This window comes from uncultured Allobaculum sp. (genome assembly GCF_948576815.1).
Taxonomy (GTDB): domain Bacteria; phylum Bacillota_I; class Bacilli_A; order Erysipelotrichales; family Erysipelotrichaceae; genus Allobaculum; species Allobaculum fili.
In genome coordinates this window covers 1-25478 of the sequence record NZ_CAPAEZ010000012.1, presented here as the reverse complement: position 1 = coordinate 25478, position 25478 = coordinate 1, and the positions used below count along the sequence as shown (strand labels likewise).

20 protein-coding genes, 1 CRISPR repeat array and 1 other annotated feature are annotated in these 25478 nt (G+C 49.8%); all 20 genes read left to right on the top strand.

Features of this window, described 5'->3' with window-relative positions:
- Positions 1 to 448: 448 nt before the first annotated feature.
- Entirely contained in the window at positions 449 to 1498 is a 1050-nt protein-coding gene (ispG, locus tag Q2J39_RS02830; protein ID WP_230268107.1) for a flavodoxin-dependent (E)-4-hydroxy-3-methylbut-2-enyl-diphosphate synthase, read from the top strand.
- A 120-nt stretch (positions 1499 to 1618) separates the two neighbouring features.
- Entirely contained in the window at positions 1619 to 2593 is a 975-nt protein-coding gene (gene pta / locus Q2J39_RS02825; RefSeq protein ID WP_288338730.1) for a phosphate acetyltransferase, read from the top strand.
- A gap of 162 nt (positions 2594 to 2755) precedes the next feature.
- Positions 2756 to 3244, top strand: coding sequence for a hypothetical protein (locus tag Q2J39_RS02820; protein ID WP_288338731.1), 489 nt, complete (start codon positions 2756 to 2758; stop codon positions 3242 to 3244).
- A gap of 208 nt (positions 3245 to 3452) precedes the next feature.
- The gene (locus tag Q2J39_RS02815) at positions 3453 to 3722 is read left to right on the top strand and encodes an ACT domain-containing protein (protein WP_230268104.1); all 270 of its coding nucleotides are present in this window, start codon (positions 3453 to 3455) and stop codon (positions 3720 to 3722) included.
- Between the two features lie 8 nt (positions 3723 to 3730).
- Positions 3731 to 5086 (top strand): PFL family protein, encoded by a 1356-nt coding sequence (locus Q2J39_RS02810; protein WP_230268103.1) that lies wholly within the window; start codon positions 3731 to 3733, stop codon positions 5084 to 5086.
- Positions 5087 to 5209: 123 nt separating this feature from the next.
- Positions 5210 to 5405 (top strand) — a binding site (T-box leader).
- 87 nt (positions 5406 to 5492) lie between these two features.
- Positions 5493 to 6299 (top strand): transporter substrate-binding domain-containing protein, encoded by an 807-nt coding sequence (locus Q2J39_RS02805; RefSeq protein WP_230268102.1) that lies wholly within the window; start codon positions 5493 to 5495, stop codon positions 6297 to 6299.
- Positions 6300 to 6319: 20 nt separating this feature from the next.
- Positions 6320 to 6991, top strand: a complete 672-nt coding sequence (locus tag Q2J39_RS02800; RefSeq protein ID WP_230268101.1) for an amino acid ABC transporter permease — start codon at positions 6320 to 6322, stop codon at positions 6989 to 6991.
- A 34-nt stretch (positions 6992 to 7025) separates the two neighbouring features.
- Positions 7026 to 7757 carry an amino acid ABC transporter ATP-binding protein gene (locus tag Q2J39_RS02795; RefSeq protein WP_230268116.1) on the top strand — a complete coding sequence of 244 codons (732 nt, stop codon included), beginning with the start codon at positions 7026 to 7028 and terminating at the stop codon, positions 7755 to 7757.
- 30 nt (positions 7758 to 7787) lie between these two features.
- On the top strand, positions 7788 to 8912 hold the full coding sequence (locus Q2J39_RS02790) for an aminotransferase class I/II-fold pyridoxal phosphate-dependent enzyme (protein ID WP_288338736.1): 1125 nt from the start codon (positions 7788 to 7790) through the stop codon (positions 8910 to 8912).
- Positions 8913 to 9323: 411 nt separating this feature from the next.
- A complete protein-coding gene (locus Q2J39_RS02785) occupies positions 9324 to 9989 on the top strand; it encodes a metallophosphoesterase (protein ID WP_230268099.1) in 666 nt (221 codons plus the stop codon).
- A gap of 98 nt (positions 9990 to 10087) precedes the next feature.
- Positions 10088 to 10978, top strand: a complete 891-nt coding sequence (locus tag Q2J39_RS02780) for a hypothetical protein (RefSeq protein ID WP_288338739.1) — start codon at positions 10088 to 10090, stop codon at positions 10976 to 10978.
- A gap of 157 nt (positions 10979 to 11135) precedes the next feature.
- Entirely contained in the window at positions 11136 to 14900 is a 3765-nt protein-coding gene (locus Q2J39_RS02775) for a beta-N-acetylglucosaminidase domain-containing protein (RefSeq protein WP_288338741.1), read from the top strand.
- A 284-nt stretch (positions 14901 to 15184) separates the two neighbouring features.
- Complete coding sequence (cas3, locus tag Q2J39_RS02770) at positions 15185 to 17977, top strand: CRISPR-associated helicase Cas3' (protein WP_288338743.1); 2793 nt, start codon at positions 15185 to 15187, stop codon at positions 17975 to 17977.
- Between the two features lie 504 nt (positions 17978 to 18481).
- Positions 18482 to 20164: a type I-E CRISPR-associated protein Cse1/CasA gene (gene casA, locus Q2J39_RS02765; RefSeq protein ID WP_288338745.1), complete on the top strand. Its 1683-nt coding sequence runs from the start codon at positions 18482 to 18484 to the stop codon at positions 20162 to 20164.
- Positions 20142 to 20753, top strand: a complete 612-nt coding sequence (casB, locus tag Q2J39_RS02760; RefSeq protein ID WP_288338747.1) for a type I-E CRISPR-associated protein Cse2/CasB — start codon at positions 20142 to 20144, stop codon at positions 20751 to 20753. Before casA ends, casB begins: the two co-directional genes overlap by 23 nt.
- 42 nt (positions 20754 to 20795) lie before the next feature.
- Positions 20796 to 21878 carry a type I-E CRISPR-associated protein Cas7/Cse4/CasC gene (gene cas7e / locus Q2J39_RS02755; RefSeq protein WP_288338749.1) on the top strand — a complete coding sequence of 361 codons (1083 nt, stop codon included), beginning with the start codon at positions 20796 to 20798 and terminating at the stop codon, positions 21876 to 21878.
- The gene (gene cas5e, locus Q2J39_RS02750) at positions 21878 to 22573 is read left to right on the top strand and encodes a type I-E CRISPR-associated protein Cas5/CasD (protein ID WP_288338751.1); all 696 of its coding nucleotides are present in this window, start codon (positions 21878 to 21880) and stop codon (positions 22571 to 22573) included. The genes cas7e and cas5e overlap by 1 nt, the downstream gene beginning before the upstream one ends.
- Positions 22570 to 23205, top strand: a complete 636-nt coding sequence (gene cas6e, locus Q2J39_RS02745; protein WP_288338753.1) for a type I-E CRISPR-associated protein Cas6/Cse3/CasE — start codon at positions 22570 to 22572, stop codon at positions 23203 to 23205. Before cas5e ends, cas6e begins: the two co-directional genes overlap by 4 nt.
- Entirely contained in the window at positions 23198 to 24166 is a 969-nt protein-coding gene (cas1e, locus tag Q2J39_RS02740) for a type I-E CRISPR-associated endonuclease Cas1e (protein ID WP_288338755.1), read from the top strand. Before cas6e ends, cas1e begins: the two co-directional genes overlap by 8 nt.
- Positions 24167 to 24170: 4 nt before the next feature.
- On the top strand, positions 24171 to 25037 hold the full coding sequence (gene cas2e / locus Q2J39_RS02735; protein WP_288338757.1) for a type I-E CRISPR-associated endoribonuclease Cas2e: 867 nt from the start codon (positions 24171 to 24173) through the stop codon (positions 25035 to 25037).
- Between the two features lie 23 nt (positions 25038 to 25060).
- A CRISPR array of direct repeats spans positions 25061 to 25454; the repeat unit is 28 nt; unit sequence GTTGTCCCCGCATCCGCGGGGGTGATCC.
- Positions 25455 to 25478 lie beyond the last annotated feature (24 nt).

Here is a 25478-nt window from a genome sequence, read left to right as displayed (position 1 = left end):
CAAAAAACGCGTCTGGACCGATGCCTCTTTTCTGGATGGCGGGCTTTTCGCGGCTGCACTTGCGATCTGCAGGATTCGAAGAAAAAGTCTGTCTCTGTCTGCACGGCGTCGTTTTGTCCGGCAAGCCGAAGGCGCAGAAAGGAATGCGCCCCCAGACAGGCTATACTTAATTTTAGCAGAGCCGTCAAAGGCGCCCGCCTGCGGCCCTTTCTTAAACTGCGCATAGAGGCAGGCTATGGAGTTTCCAGCAGATTTTGCCGGTTCCCTTGCGGAACGGCCGAAAAAATACTGCTTTTGCGGCCAGCTGTTTTAGCCAGTGCAGGAAATTTTATGCGCCAAAGAAGACTTTGCGAAAACCAGAGGAAAAAATAGAAGACAAAGTGATTTTCCAAGAGGAATGCCTGCCCTGCAGGCCGTAAAATAGATTCAGGAAAGGCGATGATACCCTGTGCACAGAACGAAAACAAGACCGGTATTTGCGGGAAATGTGCAGATCGGCGGAAACAATCATGTGGTGGTGCAGTCGATGTGCTCCATCAAGACCGATCATACTGACGAAGTCATTTCCCAGATTCTCGAACTTGAAAAAATGGGCTGCGAGCTCATTCGCGTTTCGGTGATGGATTTCTCCGATGCGCGCGCGATCGAAACGATCCGCAAGGCGATTCACATTCCGCTTTGCGCCGACATCCATTTCGACTACAGACTGGCGCTGGCCGCCATTGAAGCCGGCGCGGACAAAATCCGGCTCAATCCAGGCAACATCGGCAGCCGCGCGAACGTGGAAGCCGTCGTAAAAGCCTGCAAGGAAAAACACATCCCGATTCGAATCGGCATCAACTCCGGTTCGCTCGAAAAGGACATTCACGACAAGTATGGCAAGCCGACTGCCGAAGGCATGATTGAATCGGCGCGCCGCCACGTGGATATTCTGGAAGATCTCGGCTTTTACGATATTGTGCTTTCCTTCAAGTCGAGCGATCCGCTGCTCTGCATGGAAGTGTACCGGCTGGCGAGCGAAACGTTCGACTATCCGCTTCATCTTGGCGTAACGGAAGCCGGCACGCAGATGACGTCGGCGATCAAATCGACGCTCGCGCTTGGCCCGCTTCTGCTTGAAGGCATCGGCAGCACGATTCGCATTTCGGTCAACGGCGACGCGCAGAAGGAACTGCCGATCGTGCGCGAACTGCTCAAGGACTGCCGGCTGCTCGCCGACGTGCCCAATCTGATCGCATGCCCGAGCTGCGGCCGGACGGCGTGGGACATGAAACCGGTCGTCGATGAAATGGAACAGTGGCTGCAGACGCTACGCAAACCCGTTACCGTAGCCATCATGGGCTGCGCGGTTAACGGACCTGGCGAAGCGCGTCACGCGGACATTGCAATCGCGGGCGGAAAAGGCGAAGGACTCTTGATCCGCAAGGGAGAAATTATTGAAAAAATCCCGGCCGATCAGATGGTCGAACGCCTGAAAGAAGAGGTCCTCAAGTTCTGAAACCATCCTGTTTTTCGGGGAAAATAAAGCAGTTTGTGAAAGAATGGACCAATTAGGCAAATCAACAGCACAATGGTATATTGGTGGATGGAAATCCATACACACAGAGGTAAACAGAACATGATTATTTCAAAATTAGCTGAACGGATCCGCGGCAAGGATGTCCGGATCGTATTTACAGAAGGCTGGGACAAACGCGTTATGGGCGCTGCCGTTCGTCTTGCGAAAGAAAACATCCTGAAGCCGGTCCTGCTCGGTGAAAAAGAGCAGATTGAAGCCTGCGCAAAGGGAAACGGTTTTGATCTCACCGGCATCGAAATGATCGCTCCAAGCGAATTTGCGGACAAGGAAGCCATGATCACAAAAATGGTTGAACTCCGTCGAGGAAAAATGTCCCGTGAAGCCGTTGCGGAAGCGCTGAGCCACACCAACTACTTCGGCACGATGCTCGTTAAAATGGGCTATGCGGACGGTCTGCTTGGCGGTGCGACCTATTCCACAGCCGATACCGTACGTCCGGCTCTCCAGCTGGTAAAGACGGCTCCAGGTCAGTCCATCGTTTCTTCCACATTTATTCTGGTTAAAGGCAACGAACAGCTGTTCATGGCTGACTGCGCCATCAACCGCGACCCGAACCCGGATGAACTCGTAGAAATCGCCATTCAGACAGCAGACACTGCCCGCAAGTTTGGCGTAGAACCAAAAGTGGCCATGCTTTCCTACTCTTCCTTCGGCTCCGCTACCGGTCACTGCGTAGCCAAGATGGACGAGGCGACGACTCGTCTGAAACGTATGCCGCTCGACTTTGACGTAGACGGCGAAATGCAGTTTGACTGCGCCGTTGTACCGGAAGTCGCTGCACTGAAAGCACCGGAATCCAAAGTTGCCGGTCATGCCAACACCTTCATCTTCCCGAACCTTTCTTCCGGAAACATCGGCTACAAGATCGCTGCCCGTCTGGGCGGATGGGAAGCTTTAGGCCCAATTCTGCAGGGTCTGAATGCGCCGATCAACGACCTTTCCCGCGGTGCCAACGAAGAAGAAATCTACAAGATGGCGATCGTTACCGCTGCGCAGAAAGCCCTCGGTATCTAGTCGATTCTTCCCCCGTTTTTCATGGAGAAACTCCATGGATCGAATTTAAAAAGTATATCCATAAGGCTGCGGCTCGAAAAGCTGCGGCCTTTTTCTTTGCTCTGCAGAGAACGGGCGGTATGAACGGTACGAAATGAAGCGGGGCGCCGTATACTGAATAGTATGAAAAAACTGGAAAAATTCCCCTGGCCGATTGAAGAAGGCGCCGTTGCGGATTTCGCGGACGGCGAACTGATTCTGGCGGTCAAGGATGACGAATGGAACGATGCCCAGCTTGAGCGGGCGGCCGAACCGTTTACGGTCGAAGTGTGCGAGACCAATGGCATTGTGATTTTCTTGATGGAAGGCGGACCGCTCGATACGTGCGACTTCTATTTCAACATTCAGGACTGTGAAGCCAAAGACGAATTCCTGGCGCAGAAAAATCTGAAAGTGCAGGCCGTCCTCATGGACAAGGAGGATATTATCCGCATTATTAAAACGGCTTCGCTTTCCGAAGAAAAAACAAAAGAAGTAATCGATCTGCTGAAAAAACAGGAAAACTTTGAATTCATGCCCGGTGAGTACGACTGCAATGTGGAAGGGCTTCAAAGCGCTTACGAACCGACGGAACTGGCAAAATACGCGAAAACTTCATTTGAACTTCGTTGATTGCCTGTACATTCGGTAAACTTGAACCTGAACGAGAGCATCCAGACGATGCTCTTTTTTAACCCGGCTGTCCGCTTTGGAACAGCCGTCGCGGCGGTCTGGAAATCGGATCGCTAGGAAAGGGAAATCGAAAAGGCCGCAGCCGGCTTCTTTCCATAAGAGCGGCTGGCGGCCAGAACCCGAGAGAGAAAAATAAGGAGACAACGAGATGAAAGCAGTTATCAGTGTAGTCGGCACGGACCGCGTAGGCATTCTGGCGCTGGCCGCCAATGCCTGTGCCGATCATGGCGTCAACATTCTGGAAGTCGCGCAGACCATTCTGGACGGCATCTTTTCCATGACCATGATCGTGGACATGGATCGCATGGATACTACCTTTGATGAGTTTACACAGGGCATGGAAGCGATCGGACTGGAAAATGAACTGGTCATCCGCGTCATGAACCAGGAAATCTTTGAAGCGATGCATACGATTTAGAGGCCGCCATGCAGACAAAAAATATTCTTGAAACCATCAAAATGATCGACGAGGAATGCCTGGATATCCGAACCATTACCATGGGCATTTCTCTGCTCGACTGTGCGGACGCGGACATTCACGCCTCCTGCGCGAAAATTGAAGAAAAAATCTGCCGTCTGGCCAAGAATCTGGTCAAAGTCGGCGACGATATCAGCCGAGAATACGGCATTCCGGTCGTCAACAAGCGCATTTCGGTTACCCCGATCGCAATGCTTGTGGCCGCTTCCGGCGGCGATCCGGTCGAATACGCTCTGACACTCGAGCGCTGTGCGCAGAAGCTAGGCGTCAATTTCATCGGCGGCTATTCCGCTCTGGTGCAGAAAGGCTATTCGCACGGGGACAACGAACTGATTGAAAGCATTCCCCGCGCGCTGTCGCAGACGGAGCACGTGTGCTCTTCCGTTAATATCGGCTCCACCAAGGCTGGCATCAATATGGACGCGGTCAAGCAGATGGGCCGCATCATCCGCAGCTGCTCGGAAATCAGCGCGGATAACAGCTGCATCGCCGCAGCCAAGCTCGTTGTCTTCTGCAACGCGCCGGAAGACAACCCGTTCATGGCCGGCGCCTTCCATGGCGCAGGCGAAGGCGACTGCGTCATTAACGTCGGCGTATCCGGCCCGGGCGTCGTCCGTGCCGTTCTGGCCAAGGCCAGCAAGCACGCCACGATGGATGAGCTTGCCAACCTGATCAAGCGCACCGCGTTTAAAATTACCCGCATGGGCCAGATGGTCGGCAAGGAAGCCAGCCGCCGTCTGGGCGTTCCGTTTGGCATTGTCGATCTTTCGCTGGCGCCGACTCCGGCTGTCGGGGATTCGGTTGCCTATATTCTCGAAGAAATGGGTCTGGAAACGTGCGGCGCGTACGGCACCACCGCCTGCCTGGCCATGCTGAACGATGCCGTGAAAAAAGGCGGCGTCATGGCGACCAGCCACGTCGGCGGTCTGTCCGGCGCCTTCATTCCGGTTTCGGAAGATGCCGGCATGATTCACGCAGCCAGCACCGGCTGCCTGCGTCTGGAAAAACTGGAAGCCATGACCGCAGTCTGCTCCGTCGGCCTCGACATGATCGTCGTGCCGGGCGATACGAGCGCGGACGTGCTGTCCGGCATGATCGCGGATGAAGCCGCGATCGGCATGGTCAACACGAAAACGACCGCTGTACGCATCATTCCGGCCATCGGCAAGGAAGTCGGCGACGTTCTCGATTTTGGCGGACTGCTGGGCAGCGGCCCGGTTATGCCGGTCAATCAGGAGAAAAACAGCGTGTTTGTCAACCGCGGCGGCCGTATCCCGGCTCCGCTGCAGGCCCTGAAAAACTAAAATGGGAAACCAGTCCTGAAAATCAAGAAAAAAAACGATGAAAAAAACGCTTAAACGCTCTTTTCCGATAAAAAGCCGCTCGTCCGGGTTTGCCTTTTGAAGGGCCTTGTGTTTAAATCGTTGCATAAAACGAAGAAGAGAAGTAGTAAAAGCCGGAACCTTGCAGAGAGACCGCGGCTGGTGAAAGCGGTCAGGGATAAAGCTTTGAACGTGTCTTGGAGTGCGGACTAATCCCCGCCGTAATCCGCGTTAAGGATGAAAGAGCCCTGGCTATTGCCGGGGAAGTAAGGTGGTACCGCGTATAATCTGCGTCCTTTCGTCAATTTCGAAAGGACGCTTTTTTTATCGGACCGCTTCCTGATTCTGATCTTCTATATGGGCCGATGCCCAGGAAAGGAATAAAAAAATGAAAAAGACTGTATCGATCGCATTAAGCGCACTGCTCGCCTGCGGCATTGCCGGATGCTCCTCCGCACCGGCCGAAACATCCAGCAAGGCCGATGCTTCCAGCACCGCGGCCAAAGCGGACGCCAAGGAAATCCTCATTGGTATTTCCCCCGACTATCCGCCTTATGAATCCAAGGATTCCAGCAACCAGATCATCGGTTTTGACCCGGATATGACCGACTGGATCTTCAACTATCTCAACGAAAACGGACACAACTACACCTACAAGTTCGAAGAACTTTCCTTCGACACCATTATTTCCGCGCTGCAGGCCGGCCAGATCGACCTCGGCATTTCCGGTTTCACCTACGATGAAGACCGTGAAGGTATCTTCTCCGATTCCTACTACGATTCCGCACAGGTTATCGTTGTCGCTTCGGATTCCGAATTCACTAACGCTGACGATCTCAACGGCAAAGTGGTAGGCGCTCAGCAGGGAGCTACCGGCGAAGAAGCCGCTGCCATGATCGAAGGCGCTCAGGTACAGGCCGTATCCGATGCCAACCTCATGATGGAAAACCTGAAAGCACACGGCATCGACGCAGTTGTCATCGACAAGGCTGTAGCGGACCAGTACGTAGCCAACGGCGATTTCAAAATCATCGGCGACGCTCTGATGGATGAAGAAAACATCATCTACTCCACAGAAGACCACAAGGAACTGATGGATGAAATCAACGAGGCGATCAAAGCCTTCAAGGAAAGTGACGAATACACCGTTCTGACCGAAAAATGGTTCGCTCCGGCGGACAAAGACGCCGAATAAGTGAGGAGATGCCCTGACGAATGGAAAAAATTCTCACCCAGGAAAACCTGCTTTTCCTGCTCAAAGGCGCCGGCATTTCGCTGCTTTTAGCCCTGGGTGCTCTGCTGATCGGCATGGTAATCGGTATCCTGCTGGCAGCCGGCCGTCTTTCCAAGGTTAAAATTCTCAACTGGCTTTGCAGCATATATGTAGAAATCTTCCGCGGTACGCCAATGCTTCTGCAGATCATGTTCTTCTATCTCGGCATTCCGGTTCTGATCCGGATGATTACCGGGGTAAGAGTTCGCATGGATGTGTATGCGGTGGCGCTGACCGCTCTGTCGCTCAACTCCGGTGCATATCAGTGTGAACTGTTCCGTTCCGGTATTCAGGGCGTTGACAAAGGACAGTGGGAAGCGTGCGAAACGCTCGGCATTTCCTACTGGCCGATGATGTTTCAGGTCATTCTGCCCCAGGCGTTCAAGCGCATCATTCCGCCTCTGGTTTCCGAGTTCATTACCCTGATCAAGGACAGTTCTCTGGCCAGCTGCATCGGTGCCGGCGAACTGATGCGCAACGCGCAGACGCTCGGTGCGCAGTACTATAACTATCTTGTTCCGCTAATCGTGGCCGGCATCATGTACCTGTTCATGACGCTGATCATCAGCTGGCTCTCAAGAAAGCTGGAAAGGAGGATGGCTGTAAGTGACTGATCCAAAAACAAACGAAGCGAAAGCTTCTGGCATCATGATCGATGCCTCCCATCTTTCCAAAAACTTCGGAAAGCTGCATGCGCTGCACGATGCTTCCCTTCAGGTCAAAAAAGGCGAAGTCGTCTGCCTGATCGGTCCTTCCGGTTCCGGCAAGTCGACGTTCCTTCGCTGCATTCACGGTCTGGAAACACCGGATGAAGGATCCGTTACTCTTGACGGCAAGCGCATGGATCCGAAAAACAAGGCGGAATACCGCGAGCTGCGCAATAAAATGGGTTTCGTTTTCCAGCACTTCAATCTGTTCCCGAACAAAACCGTTATCGACAACTGCAAGCTTGCCCAGACGACGGTTCTGAAGCGTTCGGATGAAGAAGCCGAAAAAGTGGCGCTCGAATATCTGGGAAAAGTCGGCCTGCTCGAAAAACGGGACAGCTATCCCAACCAGCTTTCCGGCGGACAGAAACAGCGTGTGGCGATCGCCCGAGCGCTGTGCATGAATCCGGAAATCATGCTTTTTGACGAACCGACTTCCGCTCTTGACCCGGAAATGATCAAGGAAGTACTGGAAGTTATGCAGGATCTGGCTGCCCAGGGCATGACCATGATCGTGGTTACCCACGAAATGGGCTTCGCCCGCAAAGTCGGCACCCGTGTTGTCTTCCTCGAATCCGGAAAGATCGTGGAAGAGGCGGATTCCGAAACATTCTTCACAAACCCGCAAAGTGAACGGGCAAAAGAGTTCCTGTCCAAAGTTTTCTATTCCTGATCAGGAACCGCCCTGCAGGAAAGGAATTTTATGAACATCAAGGATTTTCTGACTGAACAGTGGATGAACGACTATGAACGTCAGGCGCGTTTCAACATGACCGACACATCGGCTCTGCCGATGGGCATGGAGGAACTGCTGGCGTTTGAACCGGATCTTTTTAACGGTCTCGTTCTGGATTACGGATGGATTACCGGTGATCCCGCTCTTCGTCGGGAAATCCTTTCTTTATATGAAGACCAGCGCGAAGAAACGCTGACCATGACCAACGGGACGCTTCAGGCCAATGAACTGGTCATGAACATTTTGCTGAAAGCGGGCGATCATGTAGTGACCATCACGCCGGGCTACCAGCAGTTTTCCGATTATCCCCGCTGGCTTGGATGCACCGTCAGCGAACTGCCGCTCATTGAAGACGGCTGGACGCTCGACTGGATGGCGCTGGAAGAAGAATTTCAGAAGGGCACGCGCCTGATGGTGTTCGCCTCGCCGAACAATCCGACCGGGACCTGGCTCAATCGCGAAGAGGTCCTGCGTCTGCGCGATCTGGCGCGAAAATACGATGTCTGGATTCTTTGCGATGAAGTGTACCGGCAGTACGACGCGGACGAATGCGCCATGAGCGATGTGTATGAAAAAGGCGTCAGCACCGCTTCGCTTTCCAAGCTGTTCGGTCTGGCCGGCGTACGACTGGGATGGGTGAAAGCCTGCCCCGAACTCATCGCGCAGATTAATGTGTTCCGTGACTATACGCTGATCTGTGCCGGACCGCTTTCTGAAAAAGCGGCCTGGGCCGGTCTGCACCACCGTCAGGAAATACTCGAACGCTCCAAAAAGAAAATCGCCGAGAACAAGAAAATTCTGGCGAAGTGGCTGGAAAAATCTCCGTGGTTTTCCTGCCAGCTGCCGCGCAAGGGAACGGTTTCCTTTCTGAAACTTCCCGAAGGGCTGTCCAGCCGGGAATTTGCGAAAGGACTTCTGGAAGAAACCGGTATTTTCTTCGTTCCGGGCTGGTGCTTTGGAATGGATCAGTATGTCCGGCTTTCCCTGGGCCGGAATTTCGAAGATCTCGAAGGCGTTCTCGATCGGATCGATGTCTGGACCGCAAAGAAGATGCAGGAAAAAAAAGAGAAGCTGAGCACATCCGGGCAGTAAATCCGGCGTCCGGGTGAAGGGCGAAAGAAGTACGAAAATGGGAAAGAGAACCGTTCGCTTTCTATATCCGCTTTCTATATATAGTGGATATCGACATAGACTCGGATTGGACTTTTCTGAAGACCATAAATTTCCCATTGGACAGTTTTCGAAGACAAAAGCGCGCAGCCTGAAAATCCATCTGTACACATGTGGCGGCTTGAACAGCCGCTTTTTCTGTCGAACGAAAAAGAAAAATGAACCGGCTGAGCAGGCTCGCCGGTACAAAGAGAAGGGGATAATTCGGCAGTTTCCTGTCCAAAACGGTAGGATAGAACCGGATGCAGCCAGGTCGCCGGCCCAAGAGCAGGCGCCAGGAAGCCGTACAAACCGGCAGATGGAGGTCATCCAGAAATTTAAGGGGGTTGAACGATGCGCTACTACATCGCGGACTGTCATTTCTTTCACCGCTCGCTGCTGACCAAAATGGATCAGCGCGGGTTTGAGAGTGCAGAAGAGATGAATGAATATATGATTGAACGATGGAATCAGAAGGTAAAACGAAATGATGAAGTCGTAATTCTGGGGGATTTTTCGTGGGGAAACGGAGAGCAGACGAATGAACTGCTCGAACGGCTGAATGGCCGAAAATTTCTGATCAAGGGCAATCATGACCTGTATCTGAAAGATAAAACCTTTGATCCGAGTCATTTTGAATGGATCAAGGACTATGCGGAACTGCATGACAATCGAAGAAAGGTCGTTCTTTCGCACTATCCGATGATCTGCTACAACGGGCAGTATCGAACGGACGAGCAGGGAACGCCGACGACGTGGATGTTATATGGACATATTCATAACACCCACGATCAGGACAATCTGGATGTGTGCTGCGACTATATCGCCAGACAGACGCATGCCAGAATCGGAACCGGTGAAATCGCGCAGATTCCGTTGCAGATGATCAACTGCTTCTGCATGCGTTCGGACTATCAGCCGCTGAGTCTGGACGAATGGATTGAAACAGAAAAGAAGAGGAGAATGCCAAAAGCGGATTTGGCCGAAGTACTCCATGCGCAAGACGTATCCAGTAAATAAGAGGCGTACACAATATATAGAAAGGCGAAAAGCCGATTTCTGAGGGAAGAGACGCTCAGAAGGGATGAACGATACCGGCTTTTGATTGGCAAAAACGTATGACACTGACCGAACGAAAGCGTCTGCTCAAAAGCATGGACGGTGCGAAAAAGGATGAGCTGATCCTGACGTATTTCAAACGGATGGATAAGCAGGAAAAAGAACTGTTTGATCTCTATATCCAAGCCGTGGCGGAAGGTAAGGAACCACCTGACGCGAAAGCGAAAATCATAGATGTCAAAAAGGCTCGAACCAAGGCGGAGAAACTGATCGACCGGATGCTGGGCTGGAGAAGATGCCGCGGCGCGACCCGCACCAAAATGAAAAATGAGATGAAAAGCATTCTCAAAGAACTGCCCCTCATGCCAGAAGAAGCCGTAGAGTACGATCTCGCCTGCCAGACGTATCTGGAAATCGCCCGGCAGCTCTGTGTTGTGGATGAACGGTCTTACTACTGGAGCGGCTGTCTGGAAGAAATGAATCTGACCTGGACAGAGCTGTATCGAACCGCCTGTTCCATGTATATGGCCAGAGGAATTCGCGTCGAAACGTTTGAAAAGCTGTGCGATGCGATTTTGCTGATGGCAAACGGCGACTGGATCATTCAGGATGAACTGCTCGACGTTCTGATGGGTTATATCCGAAACGGCGATCTGCGCTTTGATCTGATCGACGACTACGATCAGAAAATTCGTGCGCTCCATGCCGAAGACAGTGCCCAGATTCAAAAGAACCGAAAGCGGATCGATCTGTACGAACATTTTTATATTCGTCTGATGGAAGCCGACGGCCAGAAAGAAGCCGCTCTCGCTCAGGTGCGCGCCTGGGAAGGCAGCGAGCGGCATAGCGAAATCCGGCGCCTGCTCGAAACGGCGGCGCGGGAAAAAAAGCGCGAAGAAGAAGAACGCTTTGCAAGTCTGGCAAGGGAAAAGGAAGACGAAAGCGATTGAACCCACAGACCGGGAAAACGAACAGCGGTCATTCTGCATGAAAACGCATACAGGATGACCGCTTTTTTTACGACGTATTTGGTAAACTAAAAAAGAAATAAACTCCCCGTTCGGGCTAAAAGGGGAGCCCGTTTCAAATGAGAAAGGAAATATTGGGATGAAAAAATATACCTCGCGTCTGCTTGCGGCTCTGGTCAGCGCAGCGATGCTGCCGCTTCCTTCTGCACCCGTGCTCGCTGTGGAAACGCCGGAAGCAGAGCCGGAAACAGATCGTTATGAAATCTATCCGATTCCGCATTCCGTGGAATATCCTGCATCGGACAAGTTCACCGTTTCAAACGAGGTGAACGTTGTCTATGAAAATGATATTGATCAGTACACCAAAGACTATCTTCAGGAAATTCTGAAAGAAAACGGACTGACCGCCACAACCGGAAGTGAAGCTGTGAGCGGAAAGACGAACATTCTTCTGGGCGTTCATGATTCCAACGGTGCCGCTGATGCCTGGTTTGATGCCAACGAACAGCTGAGTGCCGATCTGTTTGAAAAGACCGACGCCTACGCGCTTGATGTCGATCAGGATGGAAACACGAGTGTAATTGCGATTGTGGGCAAGGACACCGATGCTGCTTTTTACGGTCTGTCCTCGCTGGAAATGATGTTCTCTTCCTTTGAAGGCAATCAGCTTAAGGAAGTATCGATTGAAGACTATGCCGATAAGGAACTGCGCGGATTTATCGAAGGCTTTTACGGCGGATTCAGCTACGAAGGCCGCGAGACGCAGATTCGCTTTCTGCGCAAGGTAAAAGGCAATATGTATGTCTTCGCGTCCAAGACCGACCCGTATCACGGCGGTTCAAACTGGCAAGCGCAGTATCCGCAGGAAGAGCTCAATCAGATTAAGCACCTTGTCGATGTGGCCAAAGCCAGCAAGGTTCGCTATGCGTGGTCGTTCCATGCCGGAAAATCGGCCTTTTTAAACGGTGCTTCGCCGCAAAGAGACAGTGCAAACTACGGTGTATATCAGGAGCGGCTGGCTGCACTGCTTGCAAAATTCCAGCAGCTGTATGACATCGGCGTACGCGATTTCCACATTTTGAACGATGACTACAACAGCGGAGCCCCCGCGGATATCGCGCTCTTTCTGAACGATGTAAACGCCTGGCTGAAAGCAAAGGGTGACTGCGGACCGCTGGTTTACTGCCCGATCAACTACAACCGGACCTGGGCAGCGGAAGCCACAGTTACCAATGAGCTGAACGCCTATAAAAATAATCTCGACGACGATATTCTTCTGTACTGGACAGGAGAACGCGTAAACTGCCCAGTAACGCAGACGGATATTGACTGGGTCTACGAACGATCCGGTCATGAAATCGTCAACTGGCTCAACTATCCGTGCTCCGAGCACGATAAAGCCGGTATTTATCTCGGCAATATCGATTTTTATTTCTCGACCGCCGATAATCTCCAGCATACAAAAGGTCTGATGTCCAATCCGGTCAATTATCCGGAAGCGAATAAGGTCGCTTATTTCCAGCTTATGAGCTGGCTGTGGAATACGCAGAACTTTTCCGAGAACGTCGATACGATCTGGAAAAACAGCTTTAAGTACATCGAACCGGAAGTGGCAGACAGCTATGCGGTTGTGGCAAGACATCTGTCGAACTGTCCCGATTCCGGACGCTATCCAGGCGGTTTCCCGGAATCGGAAGATCTTAAAGAAAGTCTGGAAGCGCTTCAGAACAGACTGAACAGCGGAGTCCCCGCAGAGGATTCTGAAGAGTTTGCGGCCGTGTATGACGAGTTCAAGGCCATTACGGCAGCCGTTGCCGATATGAAAGCCAACGGAAGCGAAGCACTTCTTTCGGATCTGAATCCGTGGCTCAATTCGCTCGACGCGGTGGCGAAAGCCGGCATCGCGGCCATGGATGCCTATACGGCGTTCAGCGCAGGCGATATGGAAAACGCCTGGATTCACCTCAGCAAAGCCAACGAAGAATTCGCCAAATGGGACGATAACAGTCCGCGCGAATATGCCGATAAGACGGCTAAGGGCGGATCGAAGCGGCTCTATCCGTTTGTGAAGAATCTGCTGACGAAAATGTCCAATGAAATCCTGCTCAACCTGAATCCGGACTACGACGGCTTTACGCCTTCTGTAATTTCCAGCTTTGGAGAAAACACCAATACGCAAAAAATGATCGACGGCGATGAAACGACGTTTGCTTCCTGGAATAGTGTGCAGACCGCTGGTGACTACTATGGTCTCGATTTAGGCCGTATGCTGAATATCCATGATGTGGAAATTATTCAGGGCGAAACGGATACGCATCATGACCGCTTCCACGAATCCACTCTTGAATACTCTGCAGACGGCGAAAATTGGACACCGATTGAAGAAAATATCAACGAAAGCCGTATCGTACGCAAAAATCTGGATGTTCGCGCCCGCTACATTCGACTTCGCGTTACTGGATTTACAGACCCGAACAACCCGAACAAGCACGATTTCTGGACCCGCGTTCGCGAGTTCACGGTAAATAAGTCCGCTAACACCCCTGCACAAATTTATTCGACGCAGGAAAATGCCGGTTCAGCTTCGATTGAATCGACAGACAGCACAGTCACACTGAAAACAAATTCCGCTTTGACTCTTGAGGCGGGTCAGTCCATCGGTGTGAAACTGACCGATCCGATCTTCATTTCCGCCTTGCAGGCTGCACAGGCCCCATCGGGCTGCGTCCTGGAATACTCGCTGGATGGTACAACCTGGAGCAGTGAGACGATTTCCGGACGAGAGACCGTTCGTTTTGCGCGGGTACGAAATGCTTCTGATGCGGCAGTTGTGCTTCCAGCTGATTTTGCCCTGAACCTGATGAAAACAACGGGTGTGGTTCCGACGGTTACTTCCGATTTACCGCTCAAAGAGGGCTCCTGGTCTGCTTTGACCGACGGCAATTTGACGACGTATGCATGGACAAGCGTCAATCAGGCGGCTGGGCAGAGTATCATGATTGATCTGGGCCGCGAACTGCCGTTTAACGCGCTTTCGATTTATATGGCCGAAAATCGCCCGCGTCTTTACCATGGTGATATTTCGGTTTCCGCCAATGGAACAGACTGGAAAAAAGTCATGACTGTCAATGCCGCGGATGACAAGACCGTAATTGACAGCGCACTGCGCTACCAGCGTACAGAAGGTGACGGCTCGCGGATTCGTTACATTCGAATCGATGTTACGGACAGTGCCAAAGAGGAAGCAACGGAGCAGTCAGCCTACCTGAAACTGCATGAGATTTTACTCAATGATGCACCGCTTCCGGAAGACGTTCCGTCTCTGTTTACAGGTACGGAAGAAAATATGCAGCTTGCGGCAGACAACGATCTGACAACATGCTTTGAACCGAAATCGCCGGCAGGATCCTTTGAGTATGTCATTCCCGAAAAGAACGAGCTGCCTTGCCTGACTATCGTGCAGGACGCGGAAAACTTCTCCAATGCGGCTGTTAAAGTCCTCTATGAAGGAGATGAAGAGTGGACAGATCTGGGAACTCTGGAAAAATCGGTGAACCGCTTTGCGCTCGATGGTACAAAGAAAGCCCTTCGTGTGCGTGTAAACTGGAGCTCCGATCAGCCAAAACCAAAAATCTACGAGATCGTGATGACCGGGGACACCGCAGAAAAGTCTCAGCTCAGCACAGTGCTGACTGAAGCCAAAGGAATCAAACTTTCCGACTACGCACTTGAAGGCCAGGCGTTGGAGCAGTGGACTAGTCAGATCCGCGCTGCGCAGACCGTTTATAACAATACGAATGCTGATCAGGCTGCAGTAAATGCGGCCGCTAAAGATCTGAATCACGCGGTTCTGGCTTTACGCCTTGTCCCAGCTACGGAAAAAATCGAAGATTTAAATCGCTGAGCCGCTGATGTTGTGAAGAAACGGCAAGCAGAAACTTAATCCTGTTTTACGCGAAAGCGCAGTGACCGATTGACCGGTGTCACTGCGCTTTTAATGTCGCAGAAAAAATTCTTTCAGGAAGGCGAATTGCAGGTTTCCGCATTTACAAAAACGGAAATAGTAAATGAAATCTGCTTAATGTTTCCTAAAAAATGCGATTCATTCATGAACAATAGAGAAAACACAGTTCGAATACGTATGAGGCGTTAGAAAATATAAATCAGAAAACGAAAGGGAGAAAATTCATGAATTGTGAAAAGCGGGAAGCCGCTGAAAAATTAAAACAAATTTCGGACTTCTGTATTGCCAAGGCGGGAAAAACAGGAACGGGTGGAGGGTTTCTCCCGTTCTGGATGCACGCGCTCGATACTGCAGGGGTTTTGAAGAAGCTGTTTGAAGAACGAATCCCACAAAATGTAAAGGATAGCTTTACTGAAGCCTGCGGATCCGCCGAGAAAGCCTCAGCCTATTTTGCTTTCCTCGGACTGGTGCACGATCTTGGAAAAGTTACATCGTCTTTTCAGGCTCAGATCTACCAAGCGGGAAAATTCTCGTTTTCTTTCCCTGTTTCCTTTCTGGACACGCTTCAGTACGGATCGGATGGGCGAAAAGCACCTCATTCTCGGCTTGGGGAAATCATTCTGCGTTATGAGGGCTTTTCGGAAGCCGCCGCTTCGGTCGTTGGGGCCCATCATGGAAGAACACAGGAACCTGAACAGGACTGGAAACCGGATCGGCTGCCGTACGAGCTGCGCAACGATTTGAGGGGAGATGCCGGGCAGGAAGCGTTCTGGACTTCGCTGTGGGAAGAATTGATTCAAATTTTTTTGGAAGTGTCCGACTTTAAAAGTCCCGAAGATCTTCCAAATCTTGATTGTGCTCATCTTATGGTCGTTGCCGGACTGCTGTCCCAGGCGGACTGGATCGCTTCAAATACGGCGTACTTTCCGTTGGTGAACTGTTTTGAGGAAGCCAATCTGCGCTGCTATCCCGAGCGCGTGGAAAAAGGATGGGAAAAAGCTGCACTTCCTTCCCGATGGTTGTGCCAGAATGCGCATTCTTTCGAGAAAATGTTCGGATTTGTACCGAGACCATTTCAGAGTGAGCTGCTCCGATTTCTGGAGGAGGTGAAAGATCCCGGCTTGATTCTTATTGAAGCGCCAATGGGACTTGGAAAAACGGAAGCGGCACTGATGGCCGCCGATCAGCTGAGTCGACGCTTAAAAACGGGAGGCGTTTTTGTGGGGCTTCCAACGCAGGCGACAGCAAATGGTCTTTTACCGCGTTTTGCCGAATGGTCTGCCAAAGAAGCAGAAAATTCTTCCGTAACCTTTCGGCTGTCTCATGCCGCCGCACAGCTGAATGCGTTTTACAACAGCCTGCCGGGGGCTGATTCCTGCCCGGTCGGAGAAGATGAATTACCGGGAGCTGAAAATAAAAAGAAAGTATCGTTATACATTCATCCCTGGATGAACAGTGCGCGGCTCGCTTTATTCTCAGATTTTGTGATCGGCACAGTGGATCAGGCACTGATGGCGGGATTGGATCACCGGTATGTCGCTTTGCGCCACGCGGGTCTTGCTGGAAAAATACTGATTCTTGATGAAGTCCATTCCTACGACACGTATATGTCTCAGTTTATGGACAGACTGCTGGAGTGGATGGGGGCTTATAAGGCGCCGGTGATTTTACTTTCTGCAACTCTGGCTCCATTGCAGCGCGATAAACTGGCAGCTGCCTATTTGAAGGGACGCGGCTTGAAAAAAGCATCCATCCGAAAAGAGCTGGCAGATTTACCGGAAACAGGCTATCCGTGCCTGACGTGGGCAGATGGTCAGAAGGTTTACAGAGAAACCCTGCCTTATTCTGGCACCCATACCCGCGTAACGGTTGAAACGGCTGTCTGTCAGAACCTTCAGCAGGAACTGGAAAAGACTGACGAAGCCTTGAGACTTCATCTGAAGGATGGAGGATGTGCGGGAATGGTGGTGAATACAGTACGAACAGCACAGGAAGTCTATTCGTATGTGAAAGATCACTTGGAAGGAAATGTTTTTCTTATCCATTCGGGTTTTACCGGAACGGATCGTCGAAAGAAGGAACAGTGGGTTCTGGAACGGGCAGGAAAAGCCTCTACAGCAGAACAGCGAGATCGGGTGATCATAATTGGAACACAGGTGATCGAACAGTCACTGGATATAGATTTTGATTATCTGATTTCAGAACTTGCACCTATGGATCTTCTTCTCCAGAGAATTGGACGCCTGCATCGACATGCCTTCCGTCTTCGACCAAAGTCGGTTGCTGCTCCTGAAGTGCTGATTTTAAAACCAGAATCCGTTACCGACAGAACGATGCAAACCGTATATTCGGAGTGGCTTCTGGATCGAACACAGAAATGTCTGCCTGCTGCCATTACGATTCCGGACGACATTCCTGATCTTGTTAACGAGACATATGCGGAACCGGATCCGTCCCGGCTTACAGCTGAAGAAAAAGAACTTTACGAGAAGCGCCGTATTCTCATAACTGCGCAAAGCTTTAAAGCGGATGCTCATACCCTGAATTCGCCGCAGACAGGAAGAATGTCGCATCTGGGTCTGGATGGTTTGATGAGATCGCAGACAATTCACAGCCTGAGTACAGCGGAGAACTCAGTTCGCGATATCGAACCGTCTTTACAGGTAATTTTGCTGAAAGAAGAAAATGGTGGAATTAAATCGGCGGATTCCGAACTGTTTTCGGGACTGTGGAAACTTGGGGAATGTCCGAAAGCGTTACATGAAGCAGAAATTCTGGCAAAAAGGGTACGGATTCCTGGAGTGTACAGCCTGGATGAGGCCGAAGCGGAGATCAGAAGCCGGATGCAGACGAACGGAATCAAACTTCCGGAGTCATTGCAAGGAGAGATGCATCTTCGGATTGATTCCAATGGCACATTTGAGCTGCAGGGCTGTTCCTATCGCTATTCATGGGAGAAAGGGATAGAAAAGCTGAGTGTAGAAGATCCAGTTCAAACTGAAGAAAGACACGAATAGGAAGAAATCCAGATGAACTGGGATGGATTGAACTGAGTATAATGGGAATGCCTGACTGTTCGTTGCTGACCCGACTTCTCGGGTGTGATCCAATAGAGATTGACGAAATCAGATCAGGAATATTTTGTATCCCCGCTGAGCGGGGCTGGCGGAGCAATCCGCCTTTTTTCGTATATAGAGATGGAACGTAAAGGCAAAACCTGTTTTTCAAAAGACATAGTAAGTGGAATCATCCGTTAAATAATGGCAGATCCATTGCACTTTTTATAATATGGTTAAAAAGACATAAAAAATGTCGCATTCAATAAACCGAAAGCAAGAATGCAAAAGAAGTCTGGAAGTATTTTGATTCATAAAAAAGGATGGGTTGGACGAATATTGTTATGATTTTGATCTTATTTATTCATCAATTTCTATATTTCTTGATATAAGCAAAAAGAAGAGTAAGGTGAACTTAACAGTACAGATCTGCTGCATAGATCAGTGCTTGGAAAGGAGAAAAAAGTGGAAAGTAAGTTCAATTTGTTGGATGAACCATGGGTACTGGTGCGCAAACCGGATGAAACAGTGGAAACCGTAAGCCTGACCGAAGCCTTACTTAATGCGCAGACGTATCTGGATCTGGCAGGCGAAACTCGAACGCAGGATGCAGCTGTTCTTCGTCTGCTTGTTGCCATTGTTCATAAAGTCATTCTCGAGAACGACTTGGATGGAGTGCCGAGTCTTCTTGAAGATCCGGATGAATGTTATGACCGATGGGACGAAGTCTGGTCTTTGGGACATCTTCCTGCAGCATCCATTCAGAAATATCTTGAAGCCAACAGAGATAATTTCTGGCTTATAGATGAGAAAAACCCTTTTATGCAAAGTTTAAAAGCCAAACATGGAACTCATTACGGAGCCTCAAAGCTATTTGGAGATTTATCGGAATCGGCAAACAAACTAAGATTATTTCCTGCCCGCGCGTTATCAGGAAAACAGAGTATGAGTTTTGGCGAAGCTGCTCGGTGGGTTCCAACCTTGCTGGCCTATGATGATACGAGTGGAAAATCAAAATCTAAGTCGAGCGATAAAGAAGCACCCGGAGTTGGGTGGCTGGGAAAGATCGGCCAAATATATGCGAAAGGCAGGAATTTGTTTGAAACACTCATGCTTAATTGTGTTCTTGTCCAGTCTAATGGAGAGGTTTATCCTCCAGACCATTTGAGCTGGGAAGAAAACCAGGAAAGATGGGAGGAACGTCACAAAGTCCCGCAGCCGGAAGATTTTGGTTCACTGATGACACTTAGATCTAGACTGATATTACTGGAATCAAATAAAAATGAGATTACTGGATACGGGCTTCTTGGCGGAGAGTTTTTCGATCAGGAGGATTGCTTTGCTGAACCGTTCACTGTGTGGTGGCCTTTGAAAAAAGGAAAGTTAAACGTATTTCTGCCAAAACATCATTCTGTCACAAGGCAGCTGTGGAGAGACTTTTCTTCGATTTTCGTTTTATCTCCAGAAAATGAAACTGTTAGGCCTGGCATAGTGGAGTGGATTGATCGCCTGATTAAAGCAAAGGCATTGCCGTCAGGATATCTTGTGAGGTTTGAAGCCCCCTATGTCACCTATGGGAAACAGAATTCCGCTATTACGAGTATTAGCAGCCAGAATTTGACTGTATGTACTGGCATCTTTGACGTTATGGGTTCTGCTTGGGTCAAAGAAATACAGTCTCAAATTACGAAAATCGATAAAATTGCTGCCTGTGCTGGATATTTCTATGCAGATATTGCAGAAGCAAGAGGCGGAAAAAAAGAAATGCGGGATGAAGAGAAGGCCAGAGGTACCTCAGAAGTGTATGCGATGCTTGATCAGCCGTTTACATCCTGGGTCAGCAGTATTGATCCGGTCCATGATAATCAGGAAAAGACGATGAAAGCCAAGGCGGATGAGTGGATTCATGAAGCCGCTGTACTTCTGACACGTTTCCGCCAAAAGAAAATCGAACGCTCTATGAATCTGGCCGATCCCGGGTCCGTTTTCGGCCGCGTGATTAAAGAACAGGAGAGCGGTAAAGACAGAAACATATCCATATTAGAAGCTGATCAGCGGTTTGCTGGCCAAATTCGAAAATATTTTCCGGATATGAAGCTTTTTGGCCGCAAGAAAGAAGGTGTCGATGCAAATGATGAACAGGAATGAGCAGGCGGACCGGGCTTATATCGCAGTGAGCCGTCAGATCCAGGAGCTCGAAAAGATCAGAGGTACAGGGGAGGAAAAAGCACTGCTGGCAAACTTGCGAAGAGCGGCTGGGAAAAGTCCTGCTGAAGTGCCAGAAGTGTGGGGGGCAATACTCAGTAATCTGGATACAGAAGAACCAAGCCGCCGTTCCCTTACTCCGGAGGAGAATGCAACATTCCTTGCGCTGACTTTGTACGCGATTGCTTCCCAGGGGAGAGACAGCAAAGGTCATGAAGTACAGCAAAACGGAATTAGCCTTGGTAAGGCGGCCGGTCTTGTTGTACGCAAGGATGCTGAAAAACTGAAAAGCATGCAGTCCCGAATGAAAAGCGTGCTCGCCAGCCGATACTATCCTGAAATCGGAGTAAAGCTTCGAACGTTGATCCCGCTGCTTACAGCGGACAGCGGACTGGATTTTCCGATGCTGGCTAAAGATTTAGTCTTCCTGAGTGATCCCCATACAAAATCGCGCGTTGCCATCTTCTGGGCAAGAGGATTTGTCAATGCAATGAATTCAGGCAAGAAAACGGAAGGCGAAACAGCGGAATAAAACTGAGTCGGGCAATGCCTCTGAAACAAGGCAGCCCGGATAATGGAGGAAAAAATGCAGAAGAAAAACATTTATGTTGATATCAACATCATTCAGACGGTCCCAGCAAGCAACATTAACCGGGACGATACCGGTTCCCCAAAAACGTGCATTTACGGGGGAGTGACCCGCGCGCGGGTATCCAGTCAGGCCTGGAAAAGAGCAGTGCGTCTGGCATTCAAAGACATGCTTCCTGAAGAAGCGGTCGGCGTAAGAACCAAGAAAATTGTGGGAATGGTAGAAGAGGAACTGAAAAAGATCAAACCGGATCTGACTGATAAAGAGCTCGAAAAGAAAGCCATGACTGCGCTGTCTAACGCCGGATTGAAAATCAAAAATGCACAGGCACGTACAGACGCACTGATGCTTATGAGTAAAAAGCAAGCGCAGAAACTTGCGGAACTGATCGCGGAAGATGAAACCGATAAAAAAGCGTATAAAGCGGCGCTGGCGAATGAACCGAGTGTGGATATGGCACTTTTCGGCCGTATGGTTGCTTCTGACCCAAGTCTGAATTACGACGCTGCTTGTCAGGTTGCGCATGCAGTATCAACCCATGAAGTTCAGACTGAATTCGATTATTTCACTGCTGTGGATGACCTGAGTTCTGATGATACTGCAGGGGCAGGCCATCTGGGAGTAGGGGAATTTAATTCTTCGACCCTCTATCGCTACGCTACAGTGAGTTGCGGAGAGCTTTATCGCAGCCTTGGACAGGCAACGCCGGAAGTGGTCAGTGCTTTTGCAAAAGCATTCATTACATCTATGCCAACAGGCAAGCAAAACTCGTACGCTAATGACACTCTTCCAGATGGTGTATATATCGCTGTCAGAACGGATCGCCCAGTTTCTCTTGTTCCTGCATTCGAGAGTCCAGTGCTTCCGTCGGATCAGGGATATGTCCGTCGATCTCTGGAAAAAATGGCGTCCTATGCTTCAGATTGTGAAGCGTTTGTAGACGAGCCAGCCGCTTCCTTCGTGATTGGCAAAGGTCTGGAAGATCTTGGTAAGCCTGCCCGTCTTTCAGATGCGCTTGAACAGCTGCGTAAAACCGTTGCTGATCTGCTCTCTGACGGAGAACAGTAATGCCTACCCTCCTTTTGCGTCTTACTGCCCCGCTTCAGAGCTGGGGGTCGGATTCAAAATTCGAGACTCGGTATACCGAAAACGCACCTACCAAAAGCGGCTTGGTAGGGATGATTGCGGCGGCTTTTGGACGCCGTCGCGACGAATCGTTGGAAGATCTGACAGCTTTAAAGTACGGAATACGGACAGATCAGCCAGGCGAAGTGCTGGAAGATTTTCATACCGCGCGTAAAGATGCAAAAACTCCCTATATTACTCGACGATATTATTTATGCGATGCAGTTTTTGTCGGAGGCATTGAAGCTGAAGACAGAACGAAACTCGAAGATATCGAAGATGCTCTGAAGCATCCGGAATTTCCTCTTTTTCTTGGACGTCGATCCTGTCCGCCAGATCCAAAGCTTATTTTGGGGATTGTTGACAGTCCTCTTCGCGAGGCACTGGAAAACTATCCTCTTCAAGGACGCCAGCGGCCTTCTTATCGCCCTTTGATTCAGCTGGAAGGAACCGGCGAAAATGGATTCAGACGTATTATGGATGATCCCGTTTCCTACAACCCAAAAAGAAGAGAGTATCGATCCAGACTCGTCTCCAAATATCCGCTGCCTGGACTTGCGAAGATGAATCTTTCCAAAAATAACGATGCGCGGGAAGAGCACGATCCATTTGCAGAACTGGAGGAAATACGAGAATGATTCTTACACGAGTAAAACTTGATACGGGTCTTCGTAAAACCCTGAAAGCTTTGTCGAATCCGAATGTTTTTCATGGCGCTGTTGAACTTAGCCAGACGGGAAATAGAGATAGGCTCTTATGGAGAGTCGATATCCTGAAAAAACAGTATTATCTGCTGATTTTGAGTCGACGACCGCTTGATGGTCGAGTACTCGCTGACCAGTTTTGTCGTTCCGACTCGGACGTGGAGTCGAAAGACTATTCTCTTCTTCTTGACCGAGTGACAGAAGGATCAAAATGGAGATTTAAACTGGCTGCTAATCCAACTTTTTCTGTACCGCAAGATAAAGGGAGAGAGAGAGGAAAGGTAGTGTCTCCTTTTCGTCGTGAGGATCAGCTGAACTGGCTTAAAAAACACGCAGAAAAAAATGGATTCACTCTTGAGGAAGGACAGTATGATGTTGCGGCTGTGCGTCAGTTAAGAATAAAGAAATATGGGCAGAAAAGTGCTGCAGCTCTTCAGGAAGTGGTGTACGAAGGTATGCTCACCGTGAGCGATCCAGAAAAGCTAAAACTGGCTTTAGTTAATGGAATTGGTCGCGGCAAAGCGTATGGAATGGGCCTGATGACGCTGGTTTCCTGTCATGGCTGAATCAGAGCACCAAAGCAGGTTTCCGGGAGCGGATAAACCCGCTCTTCGGGAACTGCCGGCAATTAAAGACCGTCTGACTTTCATTTATCTGGAAAAGGCGAAAATATCCCGCAAGGATAGTGCGTTTATTTCAACAGATCAGGAAGGATTTGTGCTCATTCCGGCACACTCTTTCCTGGTCGTTCTTTGCGGACCAGGAACTTCAGTGACTCATCGGGCTATGGAATTGGCAGCGGAGGCTGGGGTAACTTTCGCCTGGGTGGGAGAAGGAAATCTTCGGTTTTACTGTCAGGGACGCCCGTTGACGGATGGAACGGCACTTTTGGTACGTCAGGCGAAATACGTCTCGACGCCTCGTCTTCATATCGAGGTTGTGCGAAAACTCTACTCTCTCCGATATCCCGATGAAGATTTAACTGGTCTAACCTTGCAGCAGCTTAGAGGAAAGGAAGGCAGCAGGATGCGTCGAACCTACCGTGAGCAGGCTCAACTATGGGGAGTGGAATGGAAAGGGAGACGTTATGACAAAGATGATTTCTCACAAGGCGATCCGGTAAATCGAGCGCTGTCGGTCGCAAATACCTGCCTTTATGCGCTGTGTCTTTCTGTTATCTACGCGATTGGTCTCGAACCGGGGCTTGGCTTTATTCATGTTGGACACCAGAAATCGTTAGTTTATGACATAGCTGATCTGTACAAAGCCGAGATAACGATTCCGTTGTCTTTTCGGATTGGCTCCAAGAATCCGCCCCATCTTGAAAGAGTTGTTCGGACGGAACTCAGAAAAGAGTTTGTTGCTCTGCATCTGATTGAACGCATCGTAGCGGATCTGAAATATGTTTTTGATGTGCAGGATTCTGAACTTCTGGAAGAAGAACCGCTTTGTCTTTGGGATAACCATCGTCCATGTAAAGAGGCTGGAATCCAGTATTTTCCTGCAGAAAAGATGCAAATGGAATAATCATATGCTCGTTATTGTTTTATCTGCAGTTCCGCCTTCAACTCGTGGAGATATTAGCAAGTGGCTGTTTGAAGTCCATCCTGGAGTTTATGTCGGTTCACCGTCCAGACAAGTAGGGGATAAGCTTTGGGAAAGAATTGAAAGGTCTATAGGCAGCGGGGCCGCTGTGATGATTCGATCGGATCGTTCAGAACAGGAATACGAGATAAAAACGCTCAATTCAGGTTGGAAAGTCGTCGATTTTGACGGTGTGAAGCTGATGAAGCGACCAGTAATAAAAAAATCGAAAAATGGGGCATCTGAGGCTGAAAAGAAGAGCTCAGACAGAAACGCTCCCAAAAAGCGGTTTCCCCAGGAATTTATCGTTCTGGATCTGGAAACGACAGGTCTTGATCCGCTCACGAATTCAATTCTTGAGATTGGGGCGCTGAAAATCAGCGGGGATCAGATAGTTGACTCTTTTCAGACGTTTATTTCTATTGAAGAAACGGTCCCCGAAAACATTAGAAAGCTGACAGGGATCACAGATGAAATGACAGCGCAGGGGATTTCTGAAGGGGAAGGATTGTATTATCTGGAAAAGTTTTGTGACGGTAAACCGCTCGTTGGCTATAACATTGATTTCGATATCAGCTTTTTGATTGCTGCAGGAAATCTATATGACTTATCTTTAAATGTAGAAAATCCTATAGATGTGTTAAAATATGCACGAAAACAACTTAGGGTTATAGAAAACCACAAGTTATCCACAGTCGCTTCACATTTTGGGATCAAATGTGAAACGACACATCGAGCTCTAAAAGATTGTGAAGTAATTCTATCTGTGCTTGAAAAAATGAAGAAAAATATTCTGATAGAGCAGACGGAGTAGGATATATAAAGCAGTCTTTTAGTGTTGTCCCCGCATCCGCGGGGGTGATCCCTTTGTCATATTCTTCACCTGAAAAAATAATGGGTTGTCCCCGCATCCGCGGGGGTGATCCTCTGTTCTTCGCATTCCTGAATCTTCTTCTTTGGTTGTCCCCGCATCCGCGGGGGTGATCCTCTTCTCGTTCATCTTTCCCCTCCTCCTCTTTCGTTGTCCCCGCATCCGCGGGGGTGATCCGTCGGATATCGGACGCGCTTTAGGAGTGACTCCGTTGTCCCCGCATCCGCGGGGGTGATCCTGTGATGTTCGTTATCAAATCCGAAGTCGTTGAGTTGTCCCCGCATCCGCGGGGGTGATCCCACGAGGGCGTCATGGGGAATTCCGTATGCTTTGTTGTCCCCGCATCCGCGGGGGTGATCCTACGGCCAAAAAGGCTATTCTTTC